The organism is Flavobacterium sp. RSP49, assembly GCF_003968735.1.
In the GTDB taxonomy this organism is placed as follows: Bacteria; Bacteroidota; Bacteroidia; order Flavobacteriales; family Flavobacteriaceae; genus Flavobacterium.
Window position 1 is genome coordinate 75,526 of the sequence record NZ_RYDN01000005.1, and the last position, 24,975, is coordinate 100,500.

General features: G+C 34.9%; 24 protein-coding genes and 1 pseudogene. 16 read left to right on the forward strand and 9 right to left on the reverse strand.

The annotated features are described in order from the left end of the window. Nucleotides 1–78 precede the first annotated feature (78 nt). Both EKM02_RS04380 and rlmH read left to right on the forward strand, forming a co-directional pair. Complete coding sequence (locus tag EKM02_RS04380; RefSeq protein WP_234423150.1) at nucleotides 79–591, forward strand: CIA30 family protein; 513 nt, start codon at nucleotides 79–81, stop codon at nucleotides 589–591. A gap of 120 nt (nucleotides 592–711) precedes the next feature. Further along, entirely contained in the window at nucleotides 712–1,185 is a 474-nt protein-coding gene (rlmH, locus tag EKM02_RS04385) for a 23S rRNA (pseudouridine(1915)-N(3))-methyltransferase RlmH (protein ID WP_126452470.1), read from the forward strand. A 656-nt stretch (nucleotides 1,186–1,841) separates the two neighbouring features. Here rlmH and folP read toward each other — a convergent pair. Further along, nucleotides 1,842–2,666, reverse strand: coding sequence for a dihydropteroate synthase (folP, locus tag EKM02_RS04395; RefSeq protein ID WP_126452472.1), 825 nt, complete (start codon nucleotides 2,664–2,666; stop codon nucleotides 1,842–1,844). Between the two features lie 109 nt (nucleotides 2,667–2,775). Here folP and EKM02_RS04400 point away from each other — a divergent pair, with 109 nt between their 5' ends. The 5 genes and pseudogenes from EKM02_RS04400 to tpiA all read left to right on the forward strand — a co-directional run bounded on the left by EKM02_RS04400 (nucleotide 2,776) and on the right by tpiA (nucleotide 6,806). Next, entirely contained in the window at nucleotides 2,776–3,321 is a 546-nt protein-coding gene (locus EKM02_RS04400; protein ID WP_126452474.1) for a DUF1599 domain-containing protein, read from the forward strand. Between the two features lie 104 nt (nucleotides 3,322–3,425). Further along, nucleotides 3,426–4,526, forward strand: coding sequence for a BT_3928 family protein (locus tag EKM02_RS04405; protein ID WP_126452476.1), 1,101 nt, complete (start codon nucleotides 3,426–3,428; stop codon nucleotides 4,524–4,526). A gap of 72 nt (nucleotides 4,527–4,598) precedes the next feature. After that, nucleotides 4,599–5,209 (forward strand): annotated as a pseudogene (locus EKM02_RS04410) (ABC transporter permease); the annotation flags it as partial. A 262-nt stretch (nucleotides 5,210–5,471) separates the two neighbouring features. Then, complete coding sequence (locus EKM02_RS04415) at nucleotides 5,472–5,966, forward strand: TlpA family protein disulfide reductase (protein WP_126452478.1); 495 nt, start codon at nucleotides 5,472–5,474, stop codon at nucleotides 5,964–5,966. 87 nt (nucleotides 5,967–6,053) lie between these two features. Then, nucleotides 6,054–6,806: a triose-phosphate isomerase gene (gene tpiA, locus EKM02_RS04420; protein ID WP_126452480.1), complete on the forward strand. Its 753-nt coding sequence runs from the start codon at nucleotides 6,054–6,056 to the stop codon at nucleotides 6,804–6,806. A 51-nt stretch (nucleotides 6,807–6,857) separates the two neighbouring features. Here tpiA and EKM02_RS04425 read toward each other — a convergent pair whose 3' ends face one another. Continuing rightward, complete coding sequence (locus EKM02_RS04425) at nucleotides 6,858–8,081, reverse strand: porin (protein WP_126452482.1); 1,224 nt, start codon at nucleotides 8,079–8,081, stop codon at nucleotides 6,858–6,860. A 95-nt stretch (nucleotides 8,082–8,176) separates the two neighbouring features. Between EKM02_RS04425 and prmA the strand changes: the two genes are divergently transcribed. From prmA to EKM02_RS04445, 4 genes are all read left to right on the forward strand, one after another. After that, nucleotides 8,177–9,010, forward strand: a complete 834-nt coding sequence (gene prmA / locus EKM02_RS04430; RefSeq protein ID WP_126452484.1) for a 50S ribosomal protein L11 methyltransferase — start codon at nucleotides 8,177–8,179, stop codon at nucleotides 9,008–9,010. A gap of 45 nt (nucleotides 9,011–9,055) precedes the next feature. Next, on the forward strand, nucleotides 9,056–9,331 hold the full coding sequence (locus EKM02_RS04435) for an ATP-dependent Clp protease adaptor ClpS (protein ID WP_126452486.1): 276 nt from the start codon (nucleotides 9,056–9,058) through the stop codon (nucleotides 9,329–9,331). 93 nt (nucleotides 9,332–9,424) lie between these two features. Continuing rightward, nucleotides 9,425–10,696, forward strand: a complete 1,272-nt coding sequence (locus tag EKM02_RS04440; RefSeq protein WP_126452488.1) for a sterol desaturase family protein — start codon at nucleotides 9,425–9,427, stop codon at nucleotides 10,694–10,696. 7 nt (nucleotides 10,697–10,703) lie between these two features. Beyond that, nucleotides 10,704–11,375 (forward strand): lysoplasmalogenase, encoded by a 672-nt coding sequence (locus EKM02_RS04445; RefSeq protein WP_126452490.1) that lies wholly within the window; start codon nucleotides 10,704–10,706, stop codon nucleotides 11,373–11,375. A gap of 44 nt (nucleotides 11,376–11,419) precedes the next feature. Here the strand turns inward: EKM02_RS04445 and EKM02_RS04450 are convergent, their stop codons facing one another. Continuing rightward, nucleotides 11,420–11,836, reverse strand: a complete 417-nt coding sequence (locus EKM02_RS04450) for a DUF6691 family protein (protein ID WP_113665590.1) — start codon at nucleotides 11,834–11,836, stop codon at nucleotides 11,420–11,422. 37 nt (nucleotides 11,837–11,873) lie between these two features. Continuing rightward, a complete protein-coding gene (locus EKM02_RS04455; protein WP_126452492.1) occupies nucleotides 11,874–12,434 on the reverse strand; it encodes a YeeE/YedE family protein in 561 nt (186 codons plus the stop codon). A 35-nt stretch (nucleotides 12,435–12,469) separates the two neighbouring features. Between EKM02_RS04455 and EKM02_RS15255 the strand changes: the two genes are divergently transcribed. The 5 genes from EKM02_RS15255 (at nucleotide 12,470) to EKM02_RS04480 (ending at nucleotide 16,262) form a co-directional block, all read left to right on the forward strand. Further along, complete coding sequence (locus tag EKM02_RS15255) at nucleotides 12,470–12,544, forward strand: SBBP repeat-containing protein (protein ID WP_126452613.1); 75 nt, start codon at nucleotides 12,470–12,472, stop codon at nucleotides 12,542–12,544. An 83-nt stretch (nucleotides 12,545–12,627) separates the two neighbouring features. Further along, complete coding sequence (locus EKM02_RS04465; protein ID WP_126452494.1) at nucleotides 12,628–13,080, forward strand: 2-dehydro-3-deoxyphosphooctonate aldolase; 453 nt, start codon at nucleotides 12,628–12,630, stop codon at nucleotides 13,078–13,080. A 195-nt stretch (nucleotides 13,081–13,275) separates the two neighbouring features. Beyond that, nucleotides 13,276–14,094, forward strand: coding sequence for a 3-deoxy-8-phosphooctulonate synthase (gene kdsA, locus EKM02_RS04470; RefSeq protein WP_126452496.1), 819 nt, complete (start codon nucleotides 13,276–13,278; stop codon nucleotides 14,092–14,094). Nucleotides 14,095–14,112: 18 nt separating this feature from the next. Continuing rightward, nucleotides 14,113–14,955 (forward strand): hypothetical protein, encoded by an 843-nt coding sequence (locus EKM02_RS04475; RefSeq protein ID WP_126452498.1) that lies wholly within the window; start codon nucleotides 14,113–14,115, stop codon nucleotides 14,953–14,955. A 212-nt stretch (nucleotides 14,956–15,167) separates the two neighbouring features. Next, complete coding sequence (locus tag EKM02_RS04480) at nucleotides 15,168–16,262, forward strand: PAS domain-containing sensor histidine kinase (RefSeq protein ID WP_126452500.1); 1,095 nt, start codon at nucleotides 15,168–15,170, stop codon at nucleotides 16,260–16,262. A gap of 28 nt (nucleotides 16,263–16,290) precedes the next feature. Here EKM02_RS04480 and EKM02_RS04485 read toward each other — a convergent pair whose 3' ends face one another. The 5 genes from EKM02_RS04485 to EKM02_RS04510 form a co-directional block, all read right to left on the reverse strand. Then, nucleotides 16,291–17,670, reverse strand: coding sequence for a M28 family peptidase (locus tag EKM02_RS04485; protein ID WP_126452502.1), 1,380 nt, complete (start codon nucleotides 17,668–17,670; stop codon nucleotides 16,291–16,293). 144 nt (nucleotides 17,671–17,814) lie between these two features. Further along, nucleotides 17,815–19,911: a glycoside hydrolase family 97 protein gene (locus tag EKM02_RS04490; protein WP_126452504.1), complete on the reverse strand. Its 2,097-nt coding sequence runs from the start codon at nucleotides 19,909–19,911 to the stop codon at nucleotides 17,815–17,817. A 141-nt stretch (nucleotides 19,912–20,052) separates the two neighbouring features. Continuing rightward, nucleotides 20,053–22,353: a beta-glucosidase BglX gene (gene bglX / locus EKM02_RS04495; protein WP_126452506.1), complete on the reverse strand. Its 2,301-nt coding sequence runs from the start codon at nucleotides 22,351–22,353 to the stop codon at nucleotides 20,053–20,055. A gap of 253 nt (nucleotides 22,354–22,606) precedes the next feature. Then, complete coding sequence (locus EKM02_RS04505; RefSeq protein ID WP_126452508.1) at nucleotides 22,607–23,995, reverse strand: glucoamylase family protein; 1,389 nt, start codon at nucleotides 23,993–23,995, stop codon at nucleotides 22,607–22,609. A 73-nt stretch (nucleotides 23,996–24,068) separates the two neighbouring features. Beyond that, nucleotides 24,069–24,971 carry a LamG-like jellyroll fold domain-containing protein gene (locus EKM02_RS04510; RefSeq protein ID WP_126452510.1) on the reverse strand — a complete coding sequence of 301 codons (903 nt, stop codon included), beginning with the start codon at nucleotides 24,969–24,971 and terminating at the stop codon, nucleotides 24,069–24,071. Nucleotides 24,972–24,975 lie beyond the last annotated feature (4 nt).

Below are 24,975 nucleotides of genomic sequence, written 5' to 3' on the forward strand. Positions count from 1 at the left end.
GGGCGCAAATCCTCAAGTGTTTAGGCCCGTTTTAGTTTTTGAATCCTACCGCGTGATAGTAATTTGTTCAGCGTAAATATGTTACAATACCAACCAACAATGACACCTGTACTAATTTTTGATTTTAATTTAAATAGCGATCTAAGCAATTGGAAAATTGTAAATGATGCTGTAATGGGAGGAATATCAGAAAGTACATGCTATCGGAACTCAAATGGAAAAGGAACTTTTGAAGGTACTGTTTCATTAGAAAACAATGGCGGATTTTGTGCTGTGAAATATGTTTTTGAACCAATATATCTAAAACCTGCTAAACATATTTGCATCCACCTTAAAGGAGACGGCAAACAATACCAATTTAGAGTGAAGATAAATCGTACAGATTCCCATTCGTATGTATTCCCTTTTCAGACTACCACAGATTGGCAAACAATTGAAATTCCATTCACCCAGTTGTATCCAGCTTTCAGAGGACGAAAATTAGATCAGCCTAATCATGACGGATCAAAATTAGAGGAAATTGCTTTCCTGATAGGCAATAAGATAGAAGAGTCCTTTCAATTGCTAATTGATCGCATTGAGGTAAAATAAATAGCATCTTAGCTTTCGTAATTTTATAAATTTAAAAATCAGATTATTAATTTCCATTATAGAGAATGTAATGTAAAACTGCTAATTTTTCTATCTTTGCATCTCTGAAATCTAACAAAAATGAATATCAAATTGATTGCTATCGGTAAAACTGATAACAAAGCTCTAGAATCCTTGATCGACGATTACACCAAGCGTTTGTCTTTTTACATTAAATTCGATTTAGATATTATTCCTGATATCAAGAACGTAAAAAACTTATCGGAAAGTCAACAAAAAGAAAAGGAAGGCGAATTGATTTTGGCAAAAATTACGCCAACAGATCAACTTATTTTGTTGGATGAAAACGGGAAAAATTTTTCTAGCGTTGGCTTCTCAGAAGAATTACAAAAGAAAATGAATTCCGGGGTAAAGACTTTAGTTTTTGTAATTGGTGGTCCTTATGGTTTTTCGGATACGGTTTATGCTAAAGCACAAGGAAAAATATCGTTGTCTTTAATGACTTTTTCGCATCAGATGGTTCGGTTATTCTTTATCGAACAATTGTATCGTGGATTCACAATCTTGAAAAACGAACCATATCATCATCAGTAGAGATTACAAGATTAATTATTGAACTATTTAATAGATATATTTTTCCGGAACTTCTTTATTAAAAGTGTCTAATTCTCTCGTCAAAATCTTAATTTATAAATACTCTTCAAAACTCATGTTTTTATCAAAAACTAATACTATTTTGGGATTAATAGCAAAATTAAAACTATACAGGTAATTTAAAAATTCACTTCTTTTTATTTTAATGGTATTAATTAAAACTAAATCAGATCCCTTTTTAAAATAAAACATAAAGCCTCCATTTGAAGGCTTTATGTTTTATAATACACAGTAGTAAAAGGTATAAAAGCCAGATTTTTACCAATTGTATCTGCGTAAGAATAATAATTTTCGGTCTTTTCATTCTTGTGTGCTTTTTCTTAGCGCTTCTTTTGTTGCAACCTCATGATATCCGGAATTAAGTCGTAACGGTAAACGTTTGTCTACATCAAGAATCCAATTGGTCTAAATAATACTGTTTTTACGGTTTACTTCAGCCAGCGAATCCAAGCCTTTTGTTCTAAAAAAAATATAAATTGGCGAAAGATCATCGACACTTTTGACAATTGAAATATTGGATTTTGGTAACATAATATCTTCTTCACTTGCACAAGAAAATAGAGTAAAAAGAACAATCAAAGTAAAACATTTCATTGTTATAAATTGATTTTATTGAATAATGTAACGCATTCCACAGCTTCTTTTACATCGTGAACACGAAGGATTTTTGCGCCTTTGGTCAATGCCAAAGTATTTAAAACTGTACTTCCATTTAATGCATTTTCGATTGAAGTATCTAGGGTTTTATAAATCATGGATTTTCTGGAGACTCCTACAAGAAGTGGTAATTTCAAGATGTTAAAGAAGTCCATTTTTTGAAAAACTTCATAATTTTGTGCTATAGTTTTGGCAAAGCCAAAGCCCGGATCGATAATCAAATCATTGATTCCAAAACTTCTGGCCATAGCTACTTTTTCAGAAAAATAGAACACCATTTCTTTTACAATATCATCGTAATCCGTAAGTGTTTGCATCGTTTGCGGATTTCCTCGCATGTGCATCATAATATACGGAACATTGTATTTTGCAATTATCTCCAGCATTTTGTCGTCTAGATTTCCGGCTGCAATATCATTGATGATAGCCGCACCACTTTCAATCGATGCTTTTGCTACTTCGCTTCTAAAAGTGTCAATAGATATTATTGTTTCTGGAAACTGCTTTAGAACCAAATTTACAACAGGAACAATTCTGGAAATTTCATCTTGTTCAGAAACGAATTCTGCATTTGGTTTGCTCGAATAAGTACCTACATCTATAAAAGTTGCGCCATCAAGCAGCATTTTTTCAGTATGAGAAAGGATTTCGGTTTCATTCTTATACTTTCCTCCATCAAAAAAAGAGTTGGGTGTCACATTCAAAATTCCCATTACTTTGGGAGTTGATAGATCAATGAGTATTCCTTTACAATTAATTGTCATTCTTTTTTAGTTTTAAAACTACTACTTTCAACATTATTTACCCTTCATTCTGCATTCAAAAAAATTATTCTTATTTTTGAAAAAATTTGAATACAAATATACACCAATAATGAAGAATACTTCAAAGGAATATGATGCTGTGATTGCGACTTGTCGGGCACTGTATATCAACAAAATGAGAGATTACGGATGTGCTTGGCGCATTTTGAGACTGCCTTCATTAACGGATCAAATCTATATTAAGGCCCAAAGAATCCGAAGTTTACAAGAAAATGAAATCCGCAAAATTGATGAAGATGAAACGGGTGAATTCATTGGGATCATCAATTATGCTCTCATGGCGTTGATTCAATTGGAATTAGGCGTTGCAGATCAGCCTGATTTAAGTGTGGAAAAGGCAACCAAATTATACGATGCCAAAATCAAACTAACCAAGGAATTAATGGAAGACAAAAATCATGATTACGGGGAAGCTTGGCGCGAAATGCGTGTAAGTTCACTAACAGATTTAATTTTGCAAAAACTACTTCGTGTCAAACAAATTGAAGACAACAAAGGAAGAACATTAGTTTCTGAAGGAATCGATGCTAATTATCAGGACATGATAAATTATTCGATTTTTGCCTTGATTCTAATGGGTTTTGGAAACAAATAATAAAAAGCAATAACTAAACATGAAATTGCCAAGGTTTTAAAATCACAAACTGTAATCAAGAATGGCGATACCATATTCCATTAAAACATAAATATTATCTTCATATGAAAAATATAATTACTCAATTTTCTAGAATTTTCGTTGGAATCCTATTCATTATCTCCGGATTAATCAAACTGAATGACCCTGTTGGTTTTTCTTATAAATTGGCGGAGTATTTCAGTGAACCTGTATTCAATATGCCCTTTTTTGTTCCGTTTGCACTGGGAATCGCCCTGTTTTTAGTAATTCTTGAAGTGGTTTTGGGGATTATGTTACTCATTGGATACAAGACTAAAGTCACGGTTTGGAGTTTATTGGTTTTGATTGTAATGTTTACCTTCCTAACTTTTTATTCCGCTTATTTCAATGTAGTAAAAGATTGTGGCTGTTTTGGCGATGCGCTAAAACTAACACCATGGCAATCGTTTACAAAGGATATTGTGTTGTTGTTCTTTATTCTGGTATTGTTCTTTAACAAAAAATTAATCCAACCCTTATTTAGAACTACAGTTCAAAACATAATTATTTATGCCAGTATCGTTTTATCAGCCTTTATGGGCGTTATCGTTTTAAACCATTTGCCATTAATAGATTTTAGACCATTCAAGGTAGGAAATAATATTCAACAAGGAATGCAAATCCCTGACGGCGCTGATAAATCAGTGGTAGAAATGGTGTTTATATACAAAGTGAATGGTGTAGACAAAGAATTTACCGAAAAAGACCTAATGTCGATTCCTGAAGGCGCCGTATTTGTAGACCGAAAAGACAAAGTCATCACAGAAGGATATGTTCCTCCTATTCATGACTTCACGATGGAAAAAGACGGATCAGATTTTAAAGATCAGTTCTTGCGAGAACCAAAATTGATGTTGATTGTAGCCTATGATTTAGTGAATGCCGATAAAGCGGGAATGGGCAAAATGGAAAAACTGTATTTAGATGCAAAAACAAAAGGATACAAGGTAATTGGAATGACATCTTCCTTACCGGAAGAGATAGCTGCAGCAAAAAAACAATATGGATTGACATTTGACTTTTATTTTTGTGATGCAATCACATTAAAAACAATTGAAAGAGCCAATCCAAGTATTGTATTGCTCGAGAAAGGAACAATCATACAAAAACTTCATCATAACGACGTCAAAGACTTAAGATTATAAGAATAGGTCGGTTCTGATTTACGGTATTCCAGAACTTTAACCGCTAATTATTTTTCCCTATTAAAAGCATTTATGTTAAAATATTTTCTTGGTAAATTTGGATCTGCACTGCTTACTCTTTTTGGAGTGTTTACAGTGATATTATTTTTGTTTACTGTTTTCCCGGGAATCCTGCACGCATGATGCTGGATCAAAATGAAAATTCAGAACAACTGGCCATTGTAAAAAAGAAATATGATTTTGATAATCCTATTGCTACTCAATACTTGTATTATCTGAATGACCTGTTGCCTATTTCTTTGCACAGTGATACCCAATCCGATTATACTTTTCTGAGCGAGGGAAAATACAATGCGGTACCCCTTTTTGGAATTGGTACAAATGAATTGGTTTTGAAAAACCCTTATTTAAGAGAAAGTTTTCAAAAAAGCGGAAAAAAAGTTTCTCAAATTATTGGACATACATTGCCAAGCACAGCCGTATTAGCCATATTTGCCATAGGTATCGCTATTGTTTTTGGTATTATTTCTGCCTTATACAAAGATACCTGGATCCATCGCCTAATTGCTTTAATCAGTACTTTAGGGATGAGCATCCCTTCCTTTTTTAGTGCAATCCTATTTACCAGGCTCTTTGGATTTGTATTACGAAAACAAACGCAGTTTAATATGCCCGGAAGCCTATAAAAAGTACATAATTTCGTTGAAGGAAGTTATATTCAATGGATTTTGTATATGCATATTTAGATCCCAAAATAAGACTGGGATAATCACTGTATTTTGACAAGAAATAGATTTCCAAAGTAACAACAGGTTTGATGTTGTCTAAATCTCATCAACTATAACGATATTGTTTAAGCATTTTTGAATTCTGCTTTCAAAATATGGTATTCTGCACAACTCAATCCAATAGTTTGTTTAACTTTGTTTAAAAAACAACCATATAATGAAATATATACTACTACTTCTAATGTCTATTGTAGCCTTTTCTTGTGCAAAAGAGGGAAAAACTGAATTTTCTAAAACTGCTTTGTCTGAAACCCTACTAGCCACTGACGGAAGTCAAGTTGCTTTTCAGGATATTTTAAAAAAACACAAAGGCAAAACTATAGTAATTGAAGTTTGGGCCTCTTGGTGTGGGGATTGTGTCAAAGCAATGCCAAAAATCAAAGAATTACAAGCGAACAATCCTGATGTTTCTTATTTATTTATTTCAATGGACAAAACTGCAGATAAATGGAAAGTTGGAATTGAAAAACACGAATTGAAAGGCGATCATTTCATGGCAAATGACCAAATGGGAGGTGTATTTGCAAAAGCCATTGACCTAGATTGGATTCCAAGATATATCATTGTGGACAAAACCGGAAAAATTGCTTTATACCGCGCTATTGAAACTGATTTTGACACGATTAACGAGACTTTAGAAAATTTAAAATAAAGCATTCAAACACCATTTGAGATGCAGTTCTTATCATTTTAAAAACTTCAAAAAAACGAAACCAAAAACTAAATATAACACGACAAAATGAGAAAGAAGATTGTTGCAGGAAACTGGAAAATGCATAAAAATGCAGAGCAAACAGAAGATTTATTAAATGAATTAATAGCAAAAATCCCTACAGATACTGATGTGCAAATAATTGTAGCGCCAACATTTGTAAACCTGGCTTCTGCTGTAGATCATTTAGAATTTACCAATATAGATGTTGCTGCACAAAACGTTCATCAAGCAGAAAGCGGTGCTTTCACGGGTGAAATTTCGGCAGATATGTTAAAAAGTGTAGGTGTAGACATTGTCATTTTAGGACACTCCGAACGCAGAGCCATTTTTCAGGAAACAGATGCTTTAATTGCGAATAAAGTAAATACGGCTTTGGAACATGACATAAGAGTTATTTTTTGTTTTGGTGAAGAATTAAAAGACCGCCAATCAAAAAATCATTTTAATGTAGTTGAAAACCAATTACGAGATGGTTTATTTCATATTGAGGCTAAAGACTGGGACAGTATCGTTTTAGCCTATGAGCCAGTTTGGGCAATAGGAACAGGAGAAACAGCTTCTCCGGAGCAAGCACAGGAAATGCATGAATTTATAAGAGAAACCGTTCGTAAAGCTTTTGGAAGCGATATTGCTGAAAACGTATCTATCCTATATGGAGGAAGCGTGAAACCGGATAATGCTAAAGAAATTTTCTCAAAACCAGATGTAGACGGAGGCCTCATTGGGGGTGCCGCACTAAAAGCTGATGATTTTGTAGCAATTGTAAAGGCTCTCTAAATTTCAATTTTAAACGTCATAAAAAAGCGGTGATTCATTTCATCGCTTTTTTTATATTCCTATTTCAACCTGAAAACGCAGGTACCAATTGTTCTTTGTATTACCGTCAAAATAATGTAGGGTATCAAAAGTCAATTCCGTTTGCAATTTAAAAGTGTGTTCCCAAATATATTTCGTCAAACCAATGGTATACTGTTTTGTGTTTGGTGCTAAAAGCTTAATGTCCTCGCCCACTTTTTGAGTAGAATACCGTCCGATAATCTCATAATTTGATAACAAATTATAACTCAATTGATGATCAAATCCGTTACCAACGTAAGCAAAATTAGATTGTGAAATATCATCCGGATTTATTGTAACTGCATTTCTTGGAGTAATTCTGGACATATAACTTGACATAGCGGCCCATCCGTTGTATTTAATCAAAACATCAAGCATCACTGATTTCATAGTGCGAGCTTCAAATAAATCATTTCCTAATTGACCTTGGGTTCTTTTGGCATGATTATTTTGCTGAAAAGCACCCGAAAGCATTAATTTCGGCTTTTTTTCTCTTACAATATCCCCTTCAAAATAGGTTCCGTCTCTTGAAAATGCCCCAAACGGTAACAACTCTACCTTCCCTGTTAAGGCAACACCTTCATCTGTATTCCCCGTGATATTTCGACCTTCTCCTGTTGAAATAGCTGTTTTGAAATTATAGGAAAATTTATCCCGAAATTCATTCATATTGTGAACTTGAAAACCAAAATCCCTGTCAATTGTAAATCTGGCATTGTTAATCGATCGGTCCGTTAACTGTAATCCGCCTGAAGAATTCACACGTTGGCGATTTCCTGGTAATTTTGTTTGTCCAAAACTGATATTCCAGTGTCGATTAGGTCTGTAAAAAACAACTGCATCTCTGATAATATTTATGTTCTCACCTTCTCTAATTTCACCAACATCGCCCGGAGCAAATGACAATTGAACTGCATATAAAAATTTTGGATTTCCCACATATCCGTCAAATCGCAAACGTAATCTTCGGATTTGTCCGTCATATCCCCTTTTTTCATCTTCATTTTCAATATAAGTCACCCTATTTTGCATTCGGAACCGAATATTCAATTGGTATAAACTATCCGGAGAAGTGATTCCAATTCCTTTACCAAAACTATAGTACGGAAGCGCCGATAATCTTAAGTCATTATCTTGTTTGCTTTGCTTGATATTCACCTGCGCATTGCTGGAAATGCAACTTACAAAGATCCAAAATAAAATTATTTTTTTCATGGTGTACTACTGTGTTTTGGGTACAAATGTAAAATAAAATTTGATTTACAAATACTCTTTAATATGCGATTGTTACCTTTGCAAAAAAAACAAGCATGTCAAATATTTATATAGCGTACCATTTTACTATTGAACCTAAAGAATTGGGGTCTGAAATCTTAATCGCGGAATTGGGAGAAAGAGCTTTTGAGAGTTTTACAGAAACTGAAACCGGGATTTCAGCTTTTGTGCAAAAGGATTTATGGAATGAAACCATCTTAGCGGATATCCATATTTTACAATCCGAAGAATTTACGATTGATTATACATTTGAAGAAATCGAACAAGTCAACTGGAATGAGGAATGGGAAAAGAATTTTGAAGCCATTGATGTCGACGGAAACTGTCATGTACGAGCACCATTTCATCCAAAAACAGATGCCGAATTTGATATTATAATTGAACCAAAAATGAGTTTTGGAACAGGGCACCATGAGACCACTCACATGATGATTCAACATTTATTAGAAATAGATGTAACCGGGATGAAAACACTCGATATGGGATGTGGAACAGCAATATTAGCAATTCTTGCCGAAAAGAAAGGAGCGCAACCAATTGATGCTATTGATATTGACAATTGGTGTTACTTGAATTCTATAGAAAATGCAGCACGTAATAACTGCAAACACATTACTGTTTATGAAGGGGAAGCCACTTTATTAGAAGGTAAAAAATACGATTTGATTATAGCTAACATCAATAGGAATATTTTGTTGAACGATATGCAGAGTTACATAGACAGTTTAAATCCTGATGGAACGTTACTTTTAAGTGGTTTCTATCAGGAAGATATACCATTTATAGATGCCTCTTGTACCGAAAAAGGACTAACTTATGTTAAAAAATTTGAAAGAAACAATTGGGTATCTTTAAAATATGTAAATTAGTAGCATTATTTTTTTATTAATTACGAAAGTACAAAAACCTACAAAATGAGTACTAAAGAAAAAGTAAGAGAAAGAGTCCTAGTCAAAGAAGCAACCCGGCTGGACAACGAAATCATCGTTTACAATGATGATGTAAATACATTTGACCATGTTATTGACACCTTAATTCGCGTATGCAATCACACACCGGAACAAGCTGAACAATGTTCGTTAATTGTACATTATAACGGAAAATGTACTGTAAAAACAGGGCCTTACGACAAATTAAAACCACAATGCACACAATTATTAGAAGCAGGATTAAATGCAGAAATAATTTAAGAATAATAAAAAGTCCCTTTAATAAATAAATTACTGTGAATAATTCAAAAACATTCTCTTTTATTCTATATTTGAATAAAAAAAAGTGTTCTTATGGAAGAATATGGTAAAATTTTAGTTTTTGTAATGCCCATTTTTTTGATATTAATTAGCATCGAAAAAATTTATGGGCATTACAAAGGGGAAGATACCGCACCTAACATGGATGCTGTATCCAGCGTCAGTTCTGGAATGGTGAACTCTCTAAAAGATGTTTTAGGACTCAGTGTCACACTGGTTTCGTACGATTGGATTGTATCTAAAATAGCTTTATTAAATCTTGAAGCTACCTTTTTAACCTATTTTATTGGATTTATAGCTATTGATTTTTATGGCTATTGGAGTCATCGTTTGTCGCATCAAATTAACTTTTTATGGAACAAACATGCGATACATCACAGCAGTGAAGAATTCAATTTGGCCTGTGCCCTACGCCAGCCCGTTTCCAGTTTTGTCAATCTGTTTACGTTTTTGCTAATTCCAGCCGCACTTTTAGGAGTTCCCTCCAAAGTGATTGCGATTACCTTACCGATTCATTTATTCCTTCAATTTTGGTACCATACAAAGCACATTAAGAAAATTGGTTTTCTAGAAAAAATACTGGTTTCACCATCCCATCATAGGGTGCATCATGCCATCAATCCAGAATACATGGACAAGAACCATTCGCAAATATTCATCATTTGGGATAAATTGTTTGGTACTTTTCAAGCGGAATTAGAAAGCGTTCCACCTGTTTTTGGAATCACAAGACCAGCCAGAACCTGGAATCCGATCCGGATAAATTTTCAGCATTTATGGCTATTGATTACAGATGCTTGGCGCGCTGACAACTGGAAAGATAAGTTCACCATTTGGTTTAAACCAACAGGCTGGCGTCCAGAAAATTTTGAAGAAAAATATCCCGTTGTCAAAATTACTAATGTTTATGATTTTGAAAAATACGATGTTAAACACACCAAAAAGCTAATGCATTGGTCCTTATTTCAAGCAATAATAACGTTGTTACTTATCAGTTATATGTATAATTCTATTGCGGTGATAGGGCTGCCAAATGTGTTTATTTACGGCTTATTCATCTTCCTGACCGTTTACAGTTACACGGAATTAATGGATACCCGCAAAATTTCCATCTTCTGGGAAAGTATCCGTTTTGTTTTTGGAATTGGACTAATCATCTATTTTGGAGATTGGTTTGGAATGAATCAACTTTTTCCTTTTGCGAGTTATATTATTGGTGGTTATCTCCTTTTATCCTTGGCTGTAACTGTATATTTTGTCAGCACTAATTTTGAAAAAGATGCCATGATTACCGTTCAATCTTAAAAAAAATATGAAACACAACATTAAAGTAAAGAGTTTTATTGGGTTTAGTCTTTTTTATCTATTGCTAATTCTTTTTGGTTGGGAAACTATAGCTTGGTTTTTGAAACCATTTTTATTGCCGTTTTTAATTCTGACAGTTTATTTACACGAAAGATTTAGTACTAAAAAAGTTCTTATAACTGCTTTGACTTTGTCGTGGATAGGGGACATTATTTTGATGTTTGCTGACAAAGGAGAGTTGTATTTTATTGCAGGGCTGATTGCCTTTCTACTTTCGCACATTTCGTATATCATACTATTTAACAAACAATTGAAAATTTATTTAAAGAATAGTAAAATTATTTTCTGGGTAGGAGTTACAGTAATCGTAGTTTATTTAATCGTAATGATGTTGCTTTTATTGCCAAGTTTAGGGGACTTAAAAATTCCTGTTCTATTATATGCCCTTACTATTTCAATTATGTTGTTATTTGCGCTCAAGGGTTTTTTAAACTGGCAAAAACCTGCCAACAGCTATATATTAATTGGCGCTACTATTTTTGTAGCTTCAGATAGTGTTTTGGCTTTTGATAAATTCTATGCACCATTGCAATACAGCTCCTTTCTGATTATGGCAACCTATTTACTTGCACAATATCTGATTGTTGTCGGTATTTTGAAATTAAACAAAAAAAAATAGCATTCCCACAAGAGAATGCTATTTTGACGTCAAGTGTTTTTCGATTAATGAGGCAATTTATTTTTCAATAATCCATATAAATAAGTTCCCAAAAGAGCTCCGAAAAGCACTATCAAAATGGTCCAAAAACCAGCCCCAAGCAAGATGAATATTGGACCCGGACAAGAACCTACTAATGCCCAACCCAATCCAAAAAACAATCCACCGATCCAGTATCTGGCAGAGCCTTTTTCTTTATCCGGAATTTCTATAGATTCTCCCTTGATGTCTTTTATATTGTTTCGTTTAATGATTTGAATGCCAATAATTCCCGTCAAGATAGCCACCGAAATAATTCCGTACATGTGAAACGACTGAAATTGAAACATTTCATAAATGCGATACCAAGAAACGGCTTCTGATTTAGTCAAAACAATTCCGAAAACAAATCCAACCAATAAATATTTTAGTATATTTTTCATGCTTTTTATTTTATATTAAGAGTCAATGATTGCTTATCTACTTTACAATTAATGGCAATAAAAAATGCGCCATTATCAATCCACCAATAAAAAATCCAATTACGGCTTTCAACGAAGGAATTTGTAAATTACTCAAGCCTGAAATAGCATGTCCTGAAGTACAACCTCCTGCATAACGAGAACCAAAACCTACCAAAACACCACCAATAAGCAGTATAAAAATATGCTTTGGGGATTCTAAAATGGAGATTCCAAAAAGCGCATCCGGCATTAATTTTCCGTTTGGGGCATCGATACCAAGTTGTGCTAATTGTTCAATAGTTTTGGGATTAATAGTTACATTTGAAGCATCACTCATAAAATGAACGGCAACAAAACCACCTAACATTGCACCAAGAACAACCACTAAATTCCAGCGTTGTGCTTTCCAGTCAAAATCAAAAAAAGAAACTCGTTTTCCTAAACCAGCCATCGAACAAAGCGAACGCAAATTAGAAGACATTCCAAAAGACTTTCCGAAATAAATAAGTGCCAGCATAATCAAGCCGATCAAAAAACCGGAAACAGACCAAGACCATGTTTTAAAAATAATATCCATATTGTTTTTTTGTACAAAGATAAGAAGCATTTAGCTTGATCTATGTGAGAAATGTTACATTCGATAAAAGAGGCTCTATATTTATTATTGGAACTAGCACTAAGGTCTAAAGTTCTGTTTATATTTGTGTCGAAGTACTTCCTTGCAATTAAAAGTGCCGTTTAAATTTTGACATTATAAATCTACCTTAAATATGAAAAAATCGATCCTTTTTATTGCTTTGCTAATAGGTACTACTTCTTGTATAAGTACACAATCTACTTTGAAAAACACAGACGATAATGCTCCCGATTTATTGCTGTCACAAGACTACACTTTTGTGATTACTCAGTACAGTACAAACAAAAAATATGGATATGATAAGGATTATCCCATCAATATATTCTTTAATAATACTAAAAACGAAACGATCAACCAAGAACGGTTTTTGAACGCATTAGCGGGACCAAATGGTGAAAACATCACGTTTATCAAACGAGAAAGCTGCTGTCCGTTTCCAACGAAAAGAAGTGAAATGGGTGCTGGATTTCTGGATGTTTATGAATTAAAATGGAACGGTCAGAAAGAACCGCTACTACTCTACCTGAACATCTATGAAAAAGGAATATTGATGGTTCCGGTGGGACTTACATTGAAAAAAAAATAGTTTTTAAAATCCCAAAAGTCCTTATAAACCAAATTCCTAGCCCTGATGGCAGTGAAAATCCTCCCGTTTTTCAGGGAGATTGCAACATACAGCAGGAAATAGCTCCTAAAAAAAGTTAATGCCCGAAATTAATTGGGAAACGTAAATTGGAAATCGTAAATCATAACTACCTTTGCACCTTTAAAAATTCATACTATGAACTTACAACATATTCCACAAATCAAATATACTGATAGTGGCAATTTCTTTTTGTTAGCTGGGCCTTGCGCCATCGAGGGGGAAGAAATGGCGATGCGAATTGCCGAAAAACTAGTTGGTATTACTGATAATTTACAAATTCCTTTCGTTTTCAAAGGTTCCTTCAAGAAAGCAAACCGCTCTAGAATTGACAGTTTTTCAGGAATCGGTGACGAGAAAGCATTGAAAATCCTCAGAAAAGTTTCGGAAACATTTAAAGTTCCTACCGTTACGGATATTCATACAAATGAAGATGCGGATATGGCTTCTCAATATGTTGATGTATTGCAAATTCCAGCTTTTTTAGTACGTCAAACGGATTTAGTAATGGCTGCTGCCAATACCGGAAAAGTAGTCAACTTGAAAAAAGGACAATTCATGAGTCCGGAAAGCATGAAACATGCAGTTCAAAAAGTATTGGATTGTCACAATGAAAAAGTGATGATTACCGATAGAGGTACGATGTTTGGCTACCAGGACATGATTGTTGATTTTAGAGGAATTCCTACAATGCAACAATATGCTACAACCGTTCTTGATGTGACGCACTCACTACAACAACCCAACCAAACAGCTGGCGTAACTGGTGGAAGACCTGATATGATTGAAACTATAGCCAAAGCTGGTATTGCTGTAGGCGTAGACGGAATCTTTATAGAAACCCATTTTGATCCTGCTAATGCAAAAAGCGATGGTGCTAATATGTTGCATTTGGATTATTTTGAATCCTTAATGACCAAGTTAGTTGCCATCAGAAAAACAATACACACATTTTAAATTTAGGCCTCAAATACATTGAAATATCTTTTATATTACGCATTTCTTATTATTTTATTTACCAATAGTACAATTGCACAGGAAATTACAGAAATTCACACTAAATATACAACTCATAACAAAGGAAAGTTTTTCATCTCATGGGGAGGAAACAGGGAGACTTACTCCATGTCGGACATAACCTTTCGAGGTAAAGATTACAATTTTACCTTAGAAAATGTCCAAGCGCAGGACAAGCCAAAAGGATGGCATGTAGATTATATCAATCCGGCAAAAATGACTATTCCTCAAACTAATTTTAGAATGGGGTATTTCATAAGTGACCACTTTAGCGTTGCTGTAGGTGTAGATCACATGAAATATGTAATGCTACAAGACAAGGCGGTAACGATCAATGGGTATTATCCCAATCCGGGATCTTATGATGAGCTATTAGCCAATAATCAAGTTCTATTGACTGAAGAATTTCTAAAATACGAACATACCGATGGTTTAAATTATGTGAATACTGAGTTTTCTCGACATGATGATATCTCATCCTTGTTCAAAATTAATAATACAGACAAAATTCAAGTTAATCTAACTGAGGGAGTTGGTTTTGGTCTTTTATATCCGAAAACTAACACCACTTTATTGGGGAAAGATCGTCATGATGATTTTCATGTTTCAGGTTTTGGAACTTCCTTGAAAGCAGGTTTGAATGTTACTTTTTTTAAACACTTTTATATCCAAGGAGAACTCAAAGGGGGGTACATCAATATGCAAGATATACGAACTACACAAAGTACGGAAGATAGCGCTTCACAGGATTTTTTCTTTTTTCAGAGAATTATTGCCGTGGGAGGAATTTTTAGAATTTAATTCATTCTTAATCAAAAATTATAAAAGCTGTCATTTATGACGGCTCTGATAATGAATTTATATTTAAAATTACCAAAATCTACAGAATCAATAACAGTAGAATTGTTTTAATTTTTTTCTTTTTTTTAATTATAATTAGCTAAATTTAGCGATTAGACTTATTTATTTATAGTCGGATTTCTTTAGCCCTAAATAATTTTTTAAAATTATAAATGACCGAAAATAACGCCTCAATTTCTTCTTTAAAAACGGACTATCACTTTGATAATTTCTTTAACATCTCAGCAGATTTTATATGTATTGCTGGATTTGATGGCTATTTCAAAAGAATAAACCCCGCTGTTTCAAAATTATTAGGGTTTTCAGAAGAGGAATTGTATGCTAGACCCATCAGCAGTTTTGTGTATGCATCTGACCTTAAAATTACTATTGAAACCAGAGAACAAGTATATAAAAACAAGCCTCTTTTAAATTTTGAAAATCGGTATTTAACTAAGACGGGGGAAATTGTATGGTTATCCTGGACATCGATGCCTGTCGAGTCCGAAAAATTAGTGTATGCGATTGCAAAAAACATCACCCATAAAAAAAGAATCGAAGAAGAACGCAATTTACTTCTTGCCAATCTTACCCAAATTAATAAGGAACTTACTGTTTTTTCACACAAAACATCTCATGATTTAAAGTCTCCCATTAACAATATCCTTTCGGTCATCAGTTTGATCGACAGTACTAAAATCAATGATCCAGAAACGTTGGAGTTAGTAGAAATTCTTAAATTGTCTAGTAAAAATTTAAAACAAACCTTAAACGATTCGATTAATGAATTAATTGATAACGATAACATCAACACTCAAATAGAAGAAATAAACCTAAATGAAGCATTGAAAGAAGTCCTGATTTCGATAAATTCTTTAATCCAAGATTCAAAAGCAGAAATTAATGTCGACTTTTCAGCTTTTGAAAATGTAACTTTTAACAAAGCGTACATCAAAAGTATTTTTCTGAATTTATTGACCAATTCTATTAAATATGCAAAACCGGAGGCTAATCCAGTTATTTTCATTCAATCTAAAAAAGTAAATGGAATCAATCAATTAATTTTTTCTGATAATGGGCTAGGTTTTGATCTAGACAAAGTAAAAGACAGGATTTTTGGATTGTATGAAAAATTTCACAGCAACAACGACAGTAACGGCATAGGACTCTATTTAGTTTATAATCACATTACGAGCTTAGGTGGCCGAATTGCTGTTGAAAGTAAAATAAATGAAGGTACTACATTTACTATTTGTTTCAAATATTGAATGTAGTACCTTCTAAGATTTTGGTTTTTTAATTGACAATCCCTTGCTGATCCACCAAATAAAGTAAGGAAGCCATAGCCGCTGCACCTAGTTCCAACTCTCTTTTATTGACAGCATCAAATGTGTCATTAGCGGCATGATGGTAATCAAAATAACGTTGCGAATCCGGTTGCAATCCCACCTTTACGATATGATTGGATTTTAAAGGACCAATATCAACTCCAGAATGTCCTTTTACAAATTTGTGGATTAGGTATGGTTCAAATAACGTTTCCCAACTACTGATTTTGTTGAAATTAGCTTCATCAGCATCAATTGAAAATCCTCTTGGGGAAAATCCTCCCGAATCACTTTCTAAAGCAAAAATATGGTTTTCATTGTTTTTATTGGATTGTACTTCATATTCTTTGCCGCCTCGAACTCCGTTTTCTTCGTTCATAAACAATACCACACGCAACGTGTTTTTAGGTTTATACCCAATGTTTTTGAAGATGTTTAATACTTCCATACTTTGCACACATCCAGCACCATCATCATGAGATCCGTCTCCTAAATCCCAGGAATCAAGATGCCCCCCAACAACCATTATTCTTTCAGGATGTTCAGAACCCGTTATTTCACCAACCACATTGTAGGATAAAACATCATCAAATGTTTCACAAGATTGTTTGAAATAGAATAGCGAATTTGGATTTTGTTTTAAACTTTTGCTCAACAGTTCGGCTCCATTTGTACTAATGGCAGCAGCTGGAATTCGTTGTTCTTTGGAAATTTCTCCATAATTAGTTGCACCGGTATGCGGTAAATCATCCAATCGCAAATTCATGGATCTTACAATTACAGCTAAAGCACCAAGTTTTCCAGCTTCTCTGGCTCCTGATGATCTTTGGTCAACACAACTCCCATAGGCTTTGAAAGTTTCGATAAATTCAGGATTCATCGCTCTGTTGAAGAAAATGATTTTCCCTTTTACTTTTGCTTCCCCTAATGCGGTTAATTCTTCCAGGCTGTTTACTTCAATTATAGTTGCTTGTACTCCTTTTTTTGGAGTGGCCACTGAACCTCCCAGCGCGCAAATGGGGAAATTAATTTTTTGTTTCCCTACTTGTAAATATGCGATTTCTTTTTCGCCACGAACCCATTTTGGCACCATTACTTCCTGGAGATAGACTTTATCTAAACCCAGGGTTTCTAATTGTGCTTTGGTATACAAAACTGCTTTTTCAGCTCCTAAAGAACCTGATAATCGGGATCCAATGGTATTGGATAAATGGTCCAGCCAAGGATAACATTTGGCATTGGTTAAGGATAATTTGTAAATTTCTTTTAACATTTGTTCCTCCTTAGCTTGCGCAAAAGCAGTAATTCCACCAAAGAAAAGTGCGGCTAAAACAATTGATTTTTTCATAATAAATTTGGGCTTTTTTGAGTATTCTGCTTTATATTTTGGTTTTGGTTTTGGTTGCCGTCGCAATTTCGTAATTCTTATCGAGTATTTGAGCTAAGATTCAAAAAAAACCTGCAAGTTATGCGTTCTTGCAGGTTTTGAGTATTACTGGATTGGTTCGAAACTGATTGCCGTTCCTCCTCCTGGAGCTAAATTCAATTTGATTTTTGATTTGCTGGTCACTACTATCGTTCTTATTTTATAAGCAATTGGATTGTTTTTCCAATCGGCATCTTTAGCATCTTCATAAATGATGGCTTTGTATTTCATTCCTTTGGTCAGGAAATCTAATTTAATTTCTGCTTTTCTGGCATTCTCATCTGTAATAGCTCCCAAAAACCAGGTTTCCTTTCCTTTTGTTTTTCTGGCTACTGTAACATAATCGCCTGGTTCCGCTTCTAAATATTTGCTTTCATCCCAATCTGTTTCTACATCTTTGATAAACTGAAAAGCATCCGGGTATTTCTCATAATTTTCTAATAAATCGGCCGCCATTTGCAACGGAGAATACATTGTTACATACAAAGCTAGTTGCTTTGCTAAAGTCGTATGAACCTGCTCCGTTTTATTTTTATCATAATAACTCATTTTAATTTCAAATATACCCGGTGTATAATCCATAGGTCCTCCCAGTTGTCTGGTAAAAGGCAAAATAGTTTCATGCATAGGTGGATTCCCAACACTCCAAGCATTGAATTCATTCCCTCGAGCCGCTTCGGCAGCGATATAATTAGGATATGTTCGTCCGTAACCGGTGGGTCTTGATGATTCGTGGGAGTTGATCATAATCTTGTAATCCGCGGCACGTCTAACAACAAAATTGAAATGATTCACCATAGATTGCCCGTCATGAAATTCACCACGCGGAATAATTTTACCCACATAACCGGTTTTTACCGCTGGATATTCGTGTTTTTTCATCAAATCAAAAGCGCGATCCAAGTGTCTTTCATAATTACTGACAGAACCCGATGTTTCATGATGCATGATCATCTGTACATTTTTTGCTTTGGCATAAGCCGAAATTGCAGCAATATCAAAATCCGGATACGGAGTGGTAAAATCAAAAACTTCCTCTTTCCAGTTTCCGTTCCAATCTTCCCAACCTACATTCCAACCTTCAACAAGTACCCCTCCGAAACCATTTTTTGCGGCAAAATCAATGTATCTTTTCGTGTTTTCCGTGGTAGCACCATGTTTTCCTGAAGCTTTTGGGGCATCTGCAAAATTAGTGGCATTTTGAGAACCGGCATAATCCCAAGTTGAATTCCCAACATGCATTTCCCACCAAATTCCAACATATTTCATAGGTTTGATCCAAGACGTATCGTCTAATTTTGACGGTTCATTGAGGTTCAAAATCATTTTAGAAGCCACAATATCTCTGGCATCATCGCTAATCATGATTGTTCTCCAAGGCGATACGCAAGGCGTTTGTAAATAGGCTTTATCGCCAATAGCATTAGGAACTAATTCGGCTTTCAATTTGTAATTTGTCACATCAGCATTAAGGTGCATGACCGGATAATTGACAACCGCAGCTTCAAAAATATTGAGATACAAACCTGATGGTGCTTTCATCATCAAAGGTGTTTGAACCATATATTTTCCCGGAATAGATTTTACTCCAATTCCATTATTCATATTGATTTTGCTGTTATCAATTTCAGAAAACTTAGTTTCATTGTATTCGTATTCATTGCTGTCAAAATCTCCTGGAATCCAGAATACTTTATTATTTTCGGTCAAATTGAATTGCGTAACCTCATCCGAAATGATGAAATAATTCAACTCCGCTTGTCTTGGAAAATCGTATCTGAAAGCTACACCTTCATCAAAAACTCTAAAAATGATGTTCATTTTTACTTTAGATTCTTTATTTATTAAAGAAACATTAAGCTCATTATACTGATTTTGAATACTAGTTTGTTCCCCTAAAACGGGTTTCCAAGATTCGCTGAAACTTGAAGTTTTTGAAGTCAGAATTTCAAAATTAGTGTCGAGATCCGGTTTTTCCTTTAATTTTATGCCTAAAAGACTTTCTAAAACAACTGTCTTTTTTTTGTAATTTACAGAATATGCTGGTTGGCCATTTCCCACTAATTTAAAATTTAGAGCTAGAGTACCTGATGGAGACTGAACGGTTTGGGCATGTCCAAAACTGAACATAAAGAGTAGAAAAAGAGAAAAGAAATATTTCATTTTGAATGATTTTTTGAATTGATAAAAGTAAATAAAATAGTCGTGTATCACAGTCTCACATGTAACAAATACCATTATTTTGTTTAAAAAAACCCTTCAGTACAAATACTGAAGGGCCGATCATAAATAAATAAACCAAATCTATTTAATCAACTCAAAACTAACTTTCCGGTCCGTGTTCGAATCTGTTCCTACAAAAACTTGAAAAGTTCCCGGTTCTGCAATAAACTTCAAATCCGAATTATAAAATTTCAATTCTTCTAGTGAAATTTCGAAAGTAACTGTCTGTTTTTCTCCTTTTTTAATTGCTATTTTCTGGAATCCTTTTAACTCTTTGACTGGTCTTGTAACCGTACCCACTAAATCCCTAATATATAATTGAACGACTTCCTTACCATCAAAATTTCCGGTATTGGTGACATCAACAGTCACACTTAATTTCTCGATGAAACTCATTTTATCTGCTGATATTCTCAAATTCGAGTACTCAAAAGTGGTGTAACTCAATCCAAATCCAAAAGGATATAAAGGTTCATTTCTTTCGTCGATATAATTCGATCTGAATTTTTCGAACTTCCCTTCTTTGTTCCCTAAAGGTCTTCCTGTATTTTTTTGGTTGTAATAAATAGGTATCTGCCCTACACTTCTAGGGAAAGTAGCAGTCAATTTTCCCGAAGGATTTTCATCGCCAAACAAAACATCAGCAATTGAACTGCCTGCTTCACTACCGGCAAACCAAGTATTCAAAATAGCAGGAACGGTTTCGTTTTCCTGAACCAAAACCAATGGACGGCCAGTAAATAAAACCAAAACCACCGGTTTTCCCGTTTTCAATAAGGCTTGCAATAAGTCTTTTTGCGCTTGTGGAATTTCTAAGTTCGTTCTGCTGCTGCTTTCTCCGGACATTTCTGCTGATTCTCCAAGTGCGGCAACAATTACATCCGATTGATTCGCAATTTTCAAGGCTTCCTCCAATAATTCTTCGGGAGTTCTGTCATCGCGATGTAAGGTTTTGCCAAACATAGTTGCTTTTTCCTCGAAAGCGGCATCATAATCCAGATTACTTCCTTTGGCGTAAAGCACTTTGGTCGAATTCCCAACCACTTCTTTGATTCCTGCCAAAAGTGAAATGGATTTATCCTGATTTGTGGCTACACTCCAGGTTCCTGCCATATTTTCTTTGGCATCAGCCAAGGGTCCGATTAAGGCAATCGTCCCAGACTTTTTCAAAGGAAGCAACTGATTTTGATTCTTTAATAAAACTAAAGACTGAGAAGCCGTTTTTCGAGCTTCCGCTCTGTTGCTGGCGGTGAATATTTCTGTTTTAGCTCTTTTAGCATCTGTGTAGCGATACGGATCATGGAACAAGCCCAAATCATATTTGGCATTCAAAATAAGACGAACGGCATTATCGATTTGTTCGATGCTAACTTTTCCTTCCTCCACTGATTTCTTTAAAGTCGTCAGAAAACCTTCGCCCACCATATCCATTTCAATACCAGCATTTAATGCCAAGGCTGAAACCGTTTGTAAATCTCCCATTCCGTGCTCAATCATTTCAGGAATTCCTGTAAAATCAGTAACCACAAAACCGTCAAATCCCCATTGCTTGCGCAACACATCCGTCATTAACCATTTATTTCCGGTTGCGGGAATTCCATCTACTTCATTAAAAGAAGCCATAACCGAACCAACTCCCGCATCAACAGCGGCTTTGTAAGGTGGAAAATAATCATTGTACATCCTGATTCGACTCATGTCAACCGTATTGTAATCACGTCCTGCTTCGGGCGCGCCGTATAAAGCAAAATGTTTGACACAAGCCAAAATGGTATTATTAAGGGACAAATCATCTCCCTGATACCCTTTGACCATTGCTTTTGCAATTTGGCTTCCCAAAAACGGATCTTCACCCGAACCCTCGGAAACTCTTCCCCAGCGAGGATCTCGGGAAATATCAACCATAGGAGAAAAAGTCCAGTTGATTCCATCAGCACTGGCTTCTTGTGCTGCAATTTGAGCACTTCGTTCTATCAGTTTCATATCCCATGTACAAGACAATCCAAGTGGAATAGGAAAGGTCGTTTCATACCCGTGAATTACGTCCATCCCAAAAAGCAACGGAATTTTTAATCGGCTTTTTTCGACCGCGATCTTTTGAACTTCATATATTTTTTGAACTGATTTGATGTTGAATAAACCACCCACTTTACCTTCTTCGATATTCTTTGCGACATTGGAACTGTTAGCCTGACCCGTGGTAATATCTCCCGAAGTAGGTAAATTTAATTGCCCTATTTTTTCTTCCAAAGTCATTTTAGAAAGTAACACTGAAACGAATTCTGTTTTCGGTTTAATTTTAACGTTCTTTTTAGTTGTCTTTTTTTGGCTGTAGCCAAAAAGAGAAATTCCAAAAATTAATATAATAAGTTTAATTTTCATTTTGCTTGTTTTTTGTTTGTTGGAACATCCAATCATAAATTTCTTGGTTGTCATACACACGCGGCCAACTGTCGTGGTTTGCATTATCAAAAATGGTTAAATCCACATTGAAGTTCTTTGGAATGTGCAAAACGTAATTTAGTTCGTGATTTTTAACGACTTCCGTTTTAATTTTCCCGTTGCTCTCAGTTTGAGAAAAAGAATTCCATTACATTAAAAAGGCGAGTATTAAAATTAGACCTTTCATCATTCTTTAAAAATTATATTTTGTAGAATTAAAACCCAATTTTGTCAAACCTGGTTTAATTTCCGGAGCGTTCATAAATAATTTCCATAATAAACCGGAACGGTGATTTTCAATCATAGGTGCAATTGTACCTTGATCAATAGCTAAATATCGTGGTGTTACCCAGTTATAATGCGGTGAAAAGGCATCATAAGGCCCTGCAATTCCAATATATTCTGTTCTTTTTTCATCATATAAATAATGAAGAAACTTCATGGACTCTACTGGTGTAAAAGGAAATGAAGACAGTGCAGCCGTAGGCGTAATTACCCCCAAATCATTGTTAGGCTGGTGTGCTGAATATCCTGTAGAACCATCAGTGTTACGGGAATAACTAGCCGTTAATCCCCAACATTTATCTGAATATCCTTTCCATTGGCGTGGATTAGCAATGCAATATTGATTGATGATTTTAGAATGATTTTGGGTCAATGCCCAATAATCGGCATATTGATCTTTCAATGTAGTGGGATCTAATCCTAAATAAGAATATTGCGCCCAGAACAAAGGCCCTACATTTCCTGAAGCTCCATTATAATTGAAAATCACAGGAATTCCATATTGTGATCCTCCATTTGTAATGGCTCCATTTCTGGCCCAAGCCTGATGATAGGCCTGTGCCGAAATAGGATGCGTAGGCGAAGCGGCACCCAAAACATAGGTAATCAAACATTCGTTGTATCCTTCTAATTTAAAATTCATTTCCCAACCGTATTGCGGAGACCAATGCCAGTAAAGGGCGTTTTCTCCTTTGGTATACCAATCCCACTCTACTCCTTTCCAAAGTGCATCGGCTTTTGCAGCTAATTCTTTTTCTGAGGCAGAACCATTTTTAAAATATTCTCTGATGCTTAATAATCCTTGGCACAGGAACGATGTCTCTACTAAATCACCTCCATTATCTTTTATTCCAAAGGGAATTACTTTTCCGGTTGAACCATCCATCCAATGGGGCCAAGCACCGTGAAACCGTTCTGCTTTTTCGAGAAAATTCATGGCAGTTGTAAGACGTGAAACTGCTTCTGACCGATTTACAAAACCGCGTTCAATACCTACTATTATTGACATCAACCCAAAACCGGAACCTCCCGTGGTGACAATATTAGCTTCAAAACCAGGATCATTGGTATAATACCGTTCTCTTGCCAGTTTAGAATTAGGTTCTGCATACTCCCAAAAATACTTGATGGCATCTTTTTGAACCTGATCCAGAACCTCAATATCCGTCAAAGGAACTGTTGGAGTAACAGGATTTGTTGGCAATGGAGTTCCAGTACCTCCGTTACTCTCCGGAGTTGAGGAAGAACAAGAAATAAAAAAACTAATACAAAATAGTATACTCAGAGAAATCTTCATTTTAATAAAAATAATAGGATTAATAGTTTTAAGATAAACTCCTAGTTTAAGAAATCTAGGGGTTTCCAATCTTTTATCTGTTGTCTTTTTCTAATTTATATAAAGCAACAACTTCATTGTCAGAAAGAGCTGCGTTATAAATTCTAAACTCATCCATCATACCTGTATAATTCAACATCCAACCATCCGGAGCGTTCCATGGAGCACCTAAATGTTGCTGGAATCCACCAATAATGAACTTTGAAACATTCGAATTAGCTAAGGTTCCATATCCAAGCCCCCCAGTAAGAGGATCACTTGCATATCGCTTAGATAGTGATGCAGGCAAAACAAGCTTTTTTCCGTCAATATACATGCTGTAAGTAGAACTGGCCCCATTGTATGTCCATACCAAATGTTTCCAGGTCCCATACATATTCTTCAAAAGATTATCTCCTGAATGTTCCATAAACTGGCCTGACCATGCAATGCTTGGAGTCACATCTTTTTGAATATGATTTTTTAATAACATAGTTGCAGCAGGGCCTGTTCCTTCAACTAAAGTAAAAATGTTTCCCCAGAAATCTGATGTTTTTGGTAATGTATATAAAGATTGCGCTCCTCCTGTGTGTGGATTTGTATTAATCCACATAGAAACACTAATACTTTTTACATCAACTAAAACGCTTGGTACTGTGCTGTAGGCTATAAAAGAACTTGCAGATCCTTTGTAAGCCAAACCTTTGATTCCGTTTCCATAAGTCACATTTGTTCCAACTCCACCAGTTATTCCATTTTTTGAATCTGAAATAGTATTCTCAAAGCTGAATTTAGTTATTAAATTACCTGCAGCGATTTCATCTGAGCTTTCGTAACCTCCAATTGCTTCATAAGCAATTGGACTGTTTACGGTGTCGATACTGTCTTCATTGCAGCTCACAAAAAATGAGGAAACCAGAACAGAGGCGAACAAGAAAATATATTTATTTTTTTTCATTTTT

Excerpts from the sequence above, each read along its gene's own strand:
- EKM02_RS04380 (WP_234423150.1), top strand. The coding sequence starts at position 79 with ATGTTACAATACCAACCAACAATGACACCTGTACTAATTTTTGATTTT.
- rlmH (WP_126452470.1), top strand. The coding sequence starts at position 712 with ATGAATATCAAATTGATTGCTATCGGTAAAACTGATAACAAAGCTCTA.
- folP (WP_126452472.1), bottom strand. The coding sequence starts at position 2,666 with ATGACAATTAATTGTAAAGGAATACTCATTGATCTATCAACTCCCAAA.
- EKM02_RS04400 (WP_126452474.1), top strand. The coding sequence starts at position 2,776 with ATGAAGAATACTTCAAAGGAATATGATGCTGTGATTGCGACTTGTCGG.
- EKM02_RS04405 (WP_126452476.1), top strand. The coding sequence starts at position 3,426 with ATGAAAAATATAATTACTCAATTTTCTAGAATTTTCGTTGGAATCCTA.
- EKM02_RS04415 (WP_126452478.1), top strand. The coding sequence starts at position 5,472 with ATGAAATATATACTACTACTTCTAATGTCTATTGTAGCCTTTTCTTGT.
- tpiA (WP_126452480.1), top strand. The coding sequence starts at position 6,054 with ATGAGAAAGAAGATTGTTGCAGGAAACTGGAAAATGCATAAAAATGCA.
- EKM02_RS04425 (WP_126452482.1), bottom strand. The coding sequence starts at position 8,081 with ATGAAAAAAATAATTTTATTTTGGATCTTTGTAAGTTGCATTTCCAGC.
- prmA (WP_126452484.1), top strand. The coding sequence starts at position 8,177 with ATGTCAAATATTTATATAGCGTACCATTTTACTATTGAACCTAAAGAA.
- EKM02_RS04435 (WP_126452486.1), top strand. The coding sequence starts at position 9,056 with ATGAGTACTAAAGAAAAAGTAAGAGAAAGAGTCCTAGTCAAAGAAGCA.
- EKM02_RS04440 (WP_126452488.1), top strand. The coding sequence starts at position 9,425 with ATGGAAGAATATGGTAAAATTTTAGTTTTTGTAATGCCCATTTTTTTG.
- EKM02_RS04445 (WP_126452490.1), top strand. The coding sequence starts at position 10,704 with ATGAAACACAACATTAAAGTAAAGAGTTTTATTGGGTTTAGTCTTTTT.
- EKM02_RS04450 (WP_113665590.1), bottom strand. The coding sequence starts at position 11,836 with ATGAAAAATATACTAAAATATTTATTGGTTGGATTTGTTTTCGGAATT.
- EKM02_RS04455 (WP_126452492.1), bottom strand. The coding sequence starts at position 12,434 with ATGGATATTATTTTTAAAACATGGTCTTGGTCTGTTTCCGGTTTTTTG.
- EKM02_RS04465 (WP_126452494.1), top strand. The coding sequence starts at position 12,628 with ATGAAAAAATCGATCCTTTTTATTGCTTTGCTAATAGGTACTACTTCT.
- kdsA (WP_126452496.1), top strand. The coding sequence starts at position 13,276 with ATGAACTTACAACATATTCCACAAATCAAATATACTGATAGTGGCAAT.
- EKM02_RS04480 (WP_126452500.1), top strand. The coding sequence starts at position 15,168 with ATGACCGAAAATAACGCCTCAATTTCTTCTTTAAAAACGGACTATCAC.
- EKM02_RS04485 (WP_126452502.1), bottom strand. The coding sequence starts at position 17,670 with ATGAAAAAATCAATTGTTTTAGCCGCACTTTTCTTTGGTGGAATTACT.
- EKM02_RS04490 (WP_126452504.1), bottom strand. The coding sequence starts at position 19,911 with ATGAAATATTTCTTTTCTCTTTTTCTACTCTTTATGTTCAGTTTTGGA.
- bglX (WP_126452506.1), bottom strand. The coding sequence starts at position 22,353 with ATGAAAATTAAACTTATTATATTAATTTTTGGAATTTCTCTTTTTGGC.
- EKM02_RS04505 (WP_126452508.1), bottom strand. The coding sequence starts at position 23,995 with ATGAAGATTTCTCTGAGTATACTATTTTGTATTAGTTTTTTTATTTCT.
- EKM02_RS04510 (WP_126452510.1), bottom strand. The coding sequence starts at position 24,971 with ATGAAAAAAAATAAATATATTTTCTTGTTCGCCTCTGTTCTGGTTTCC.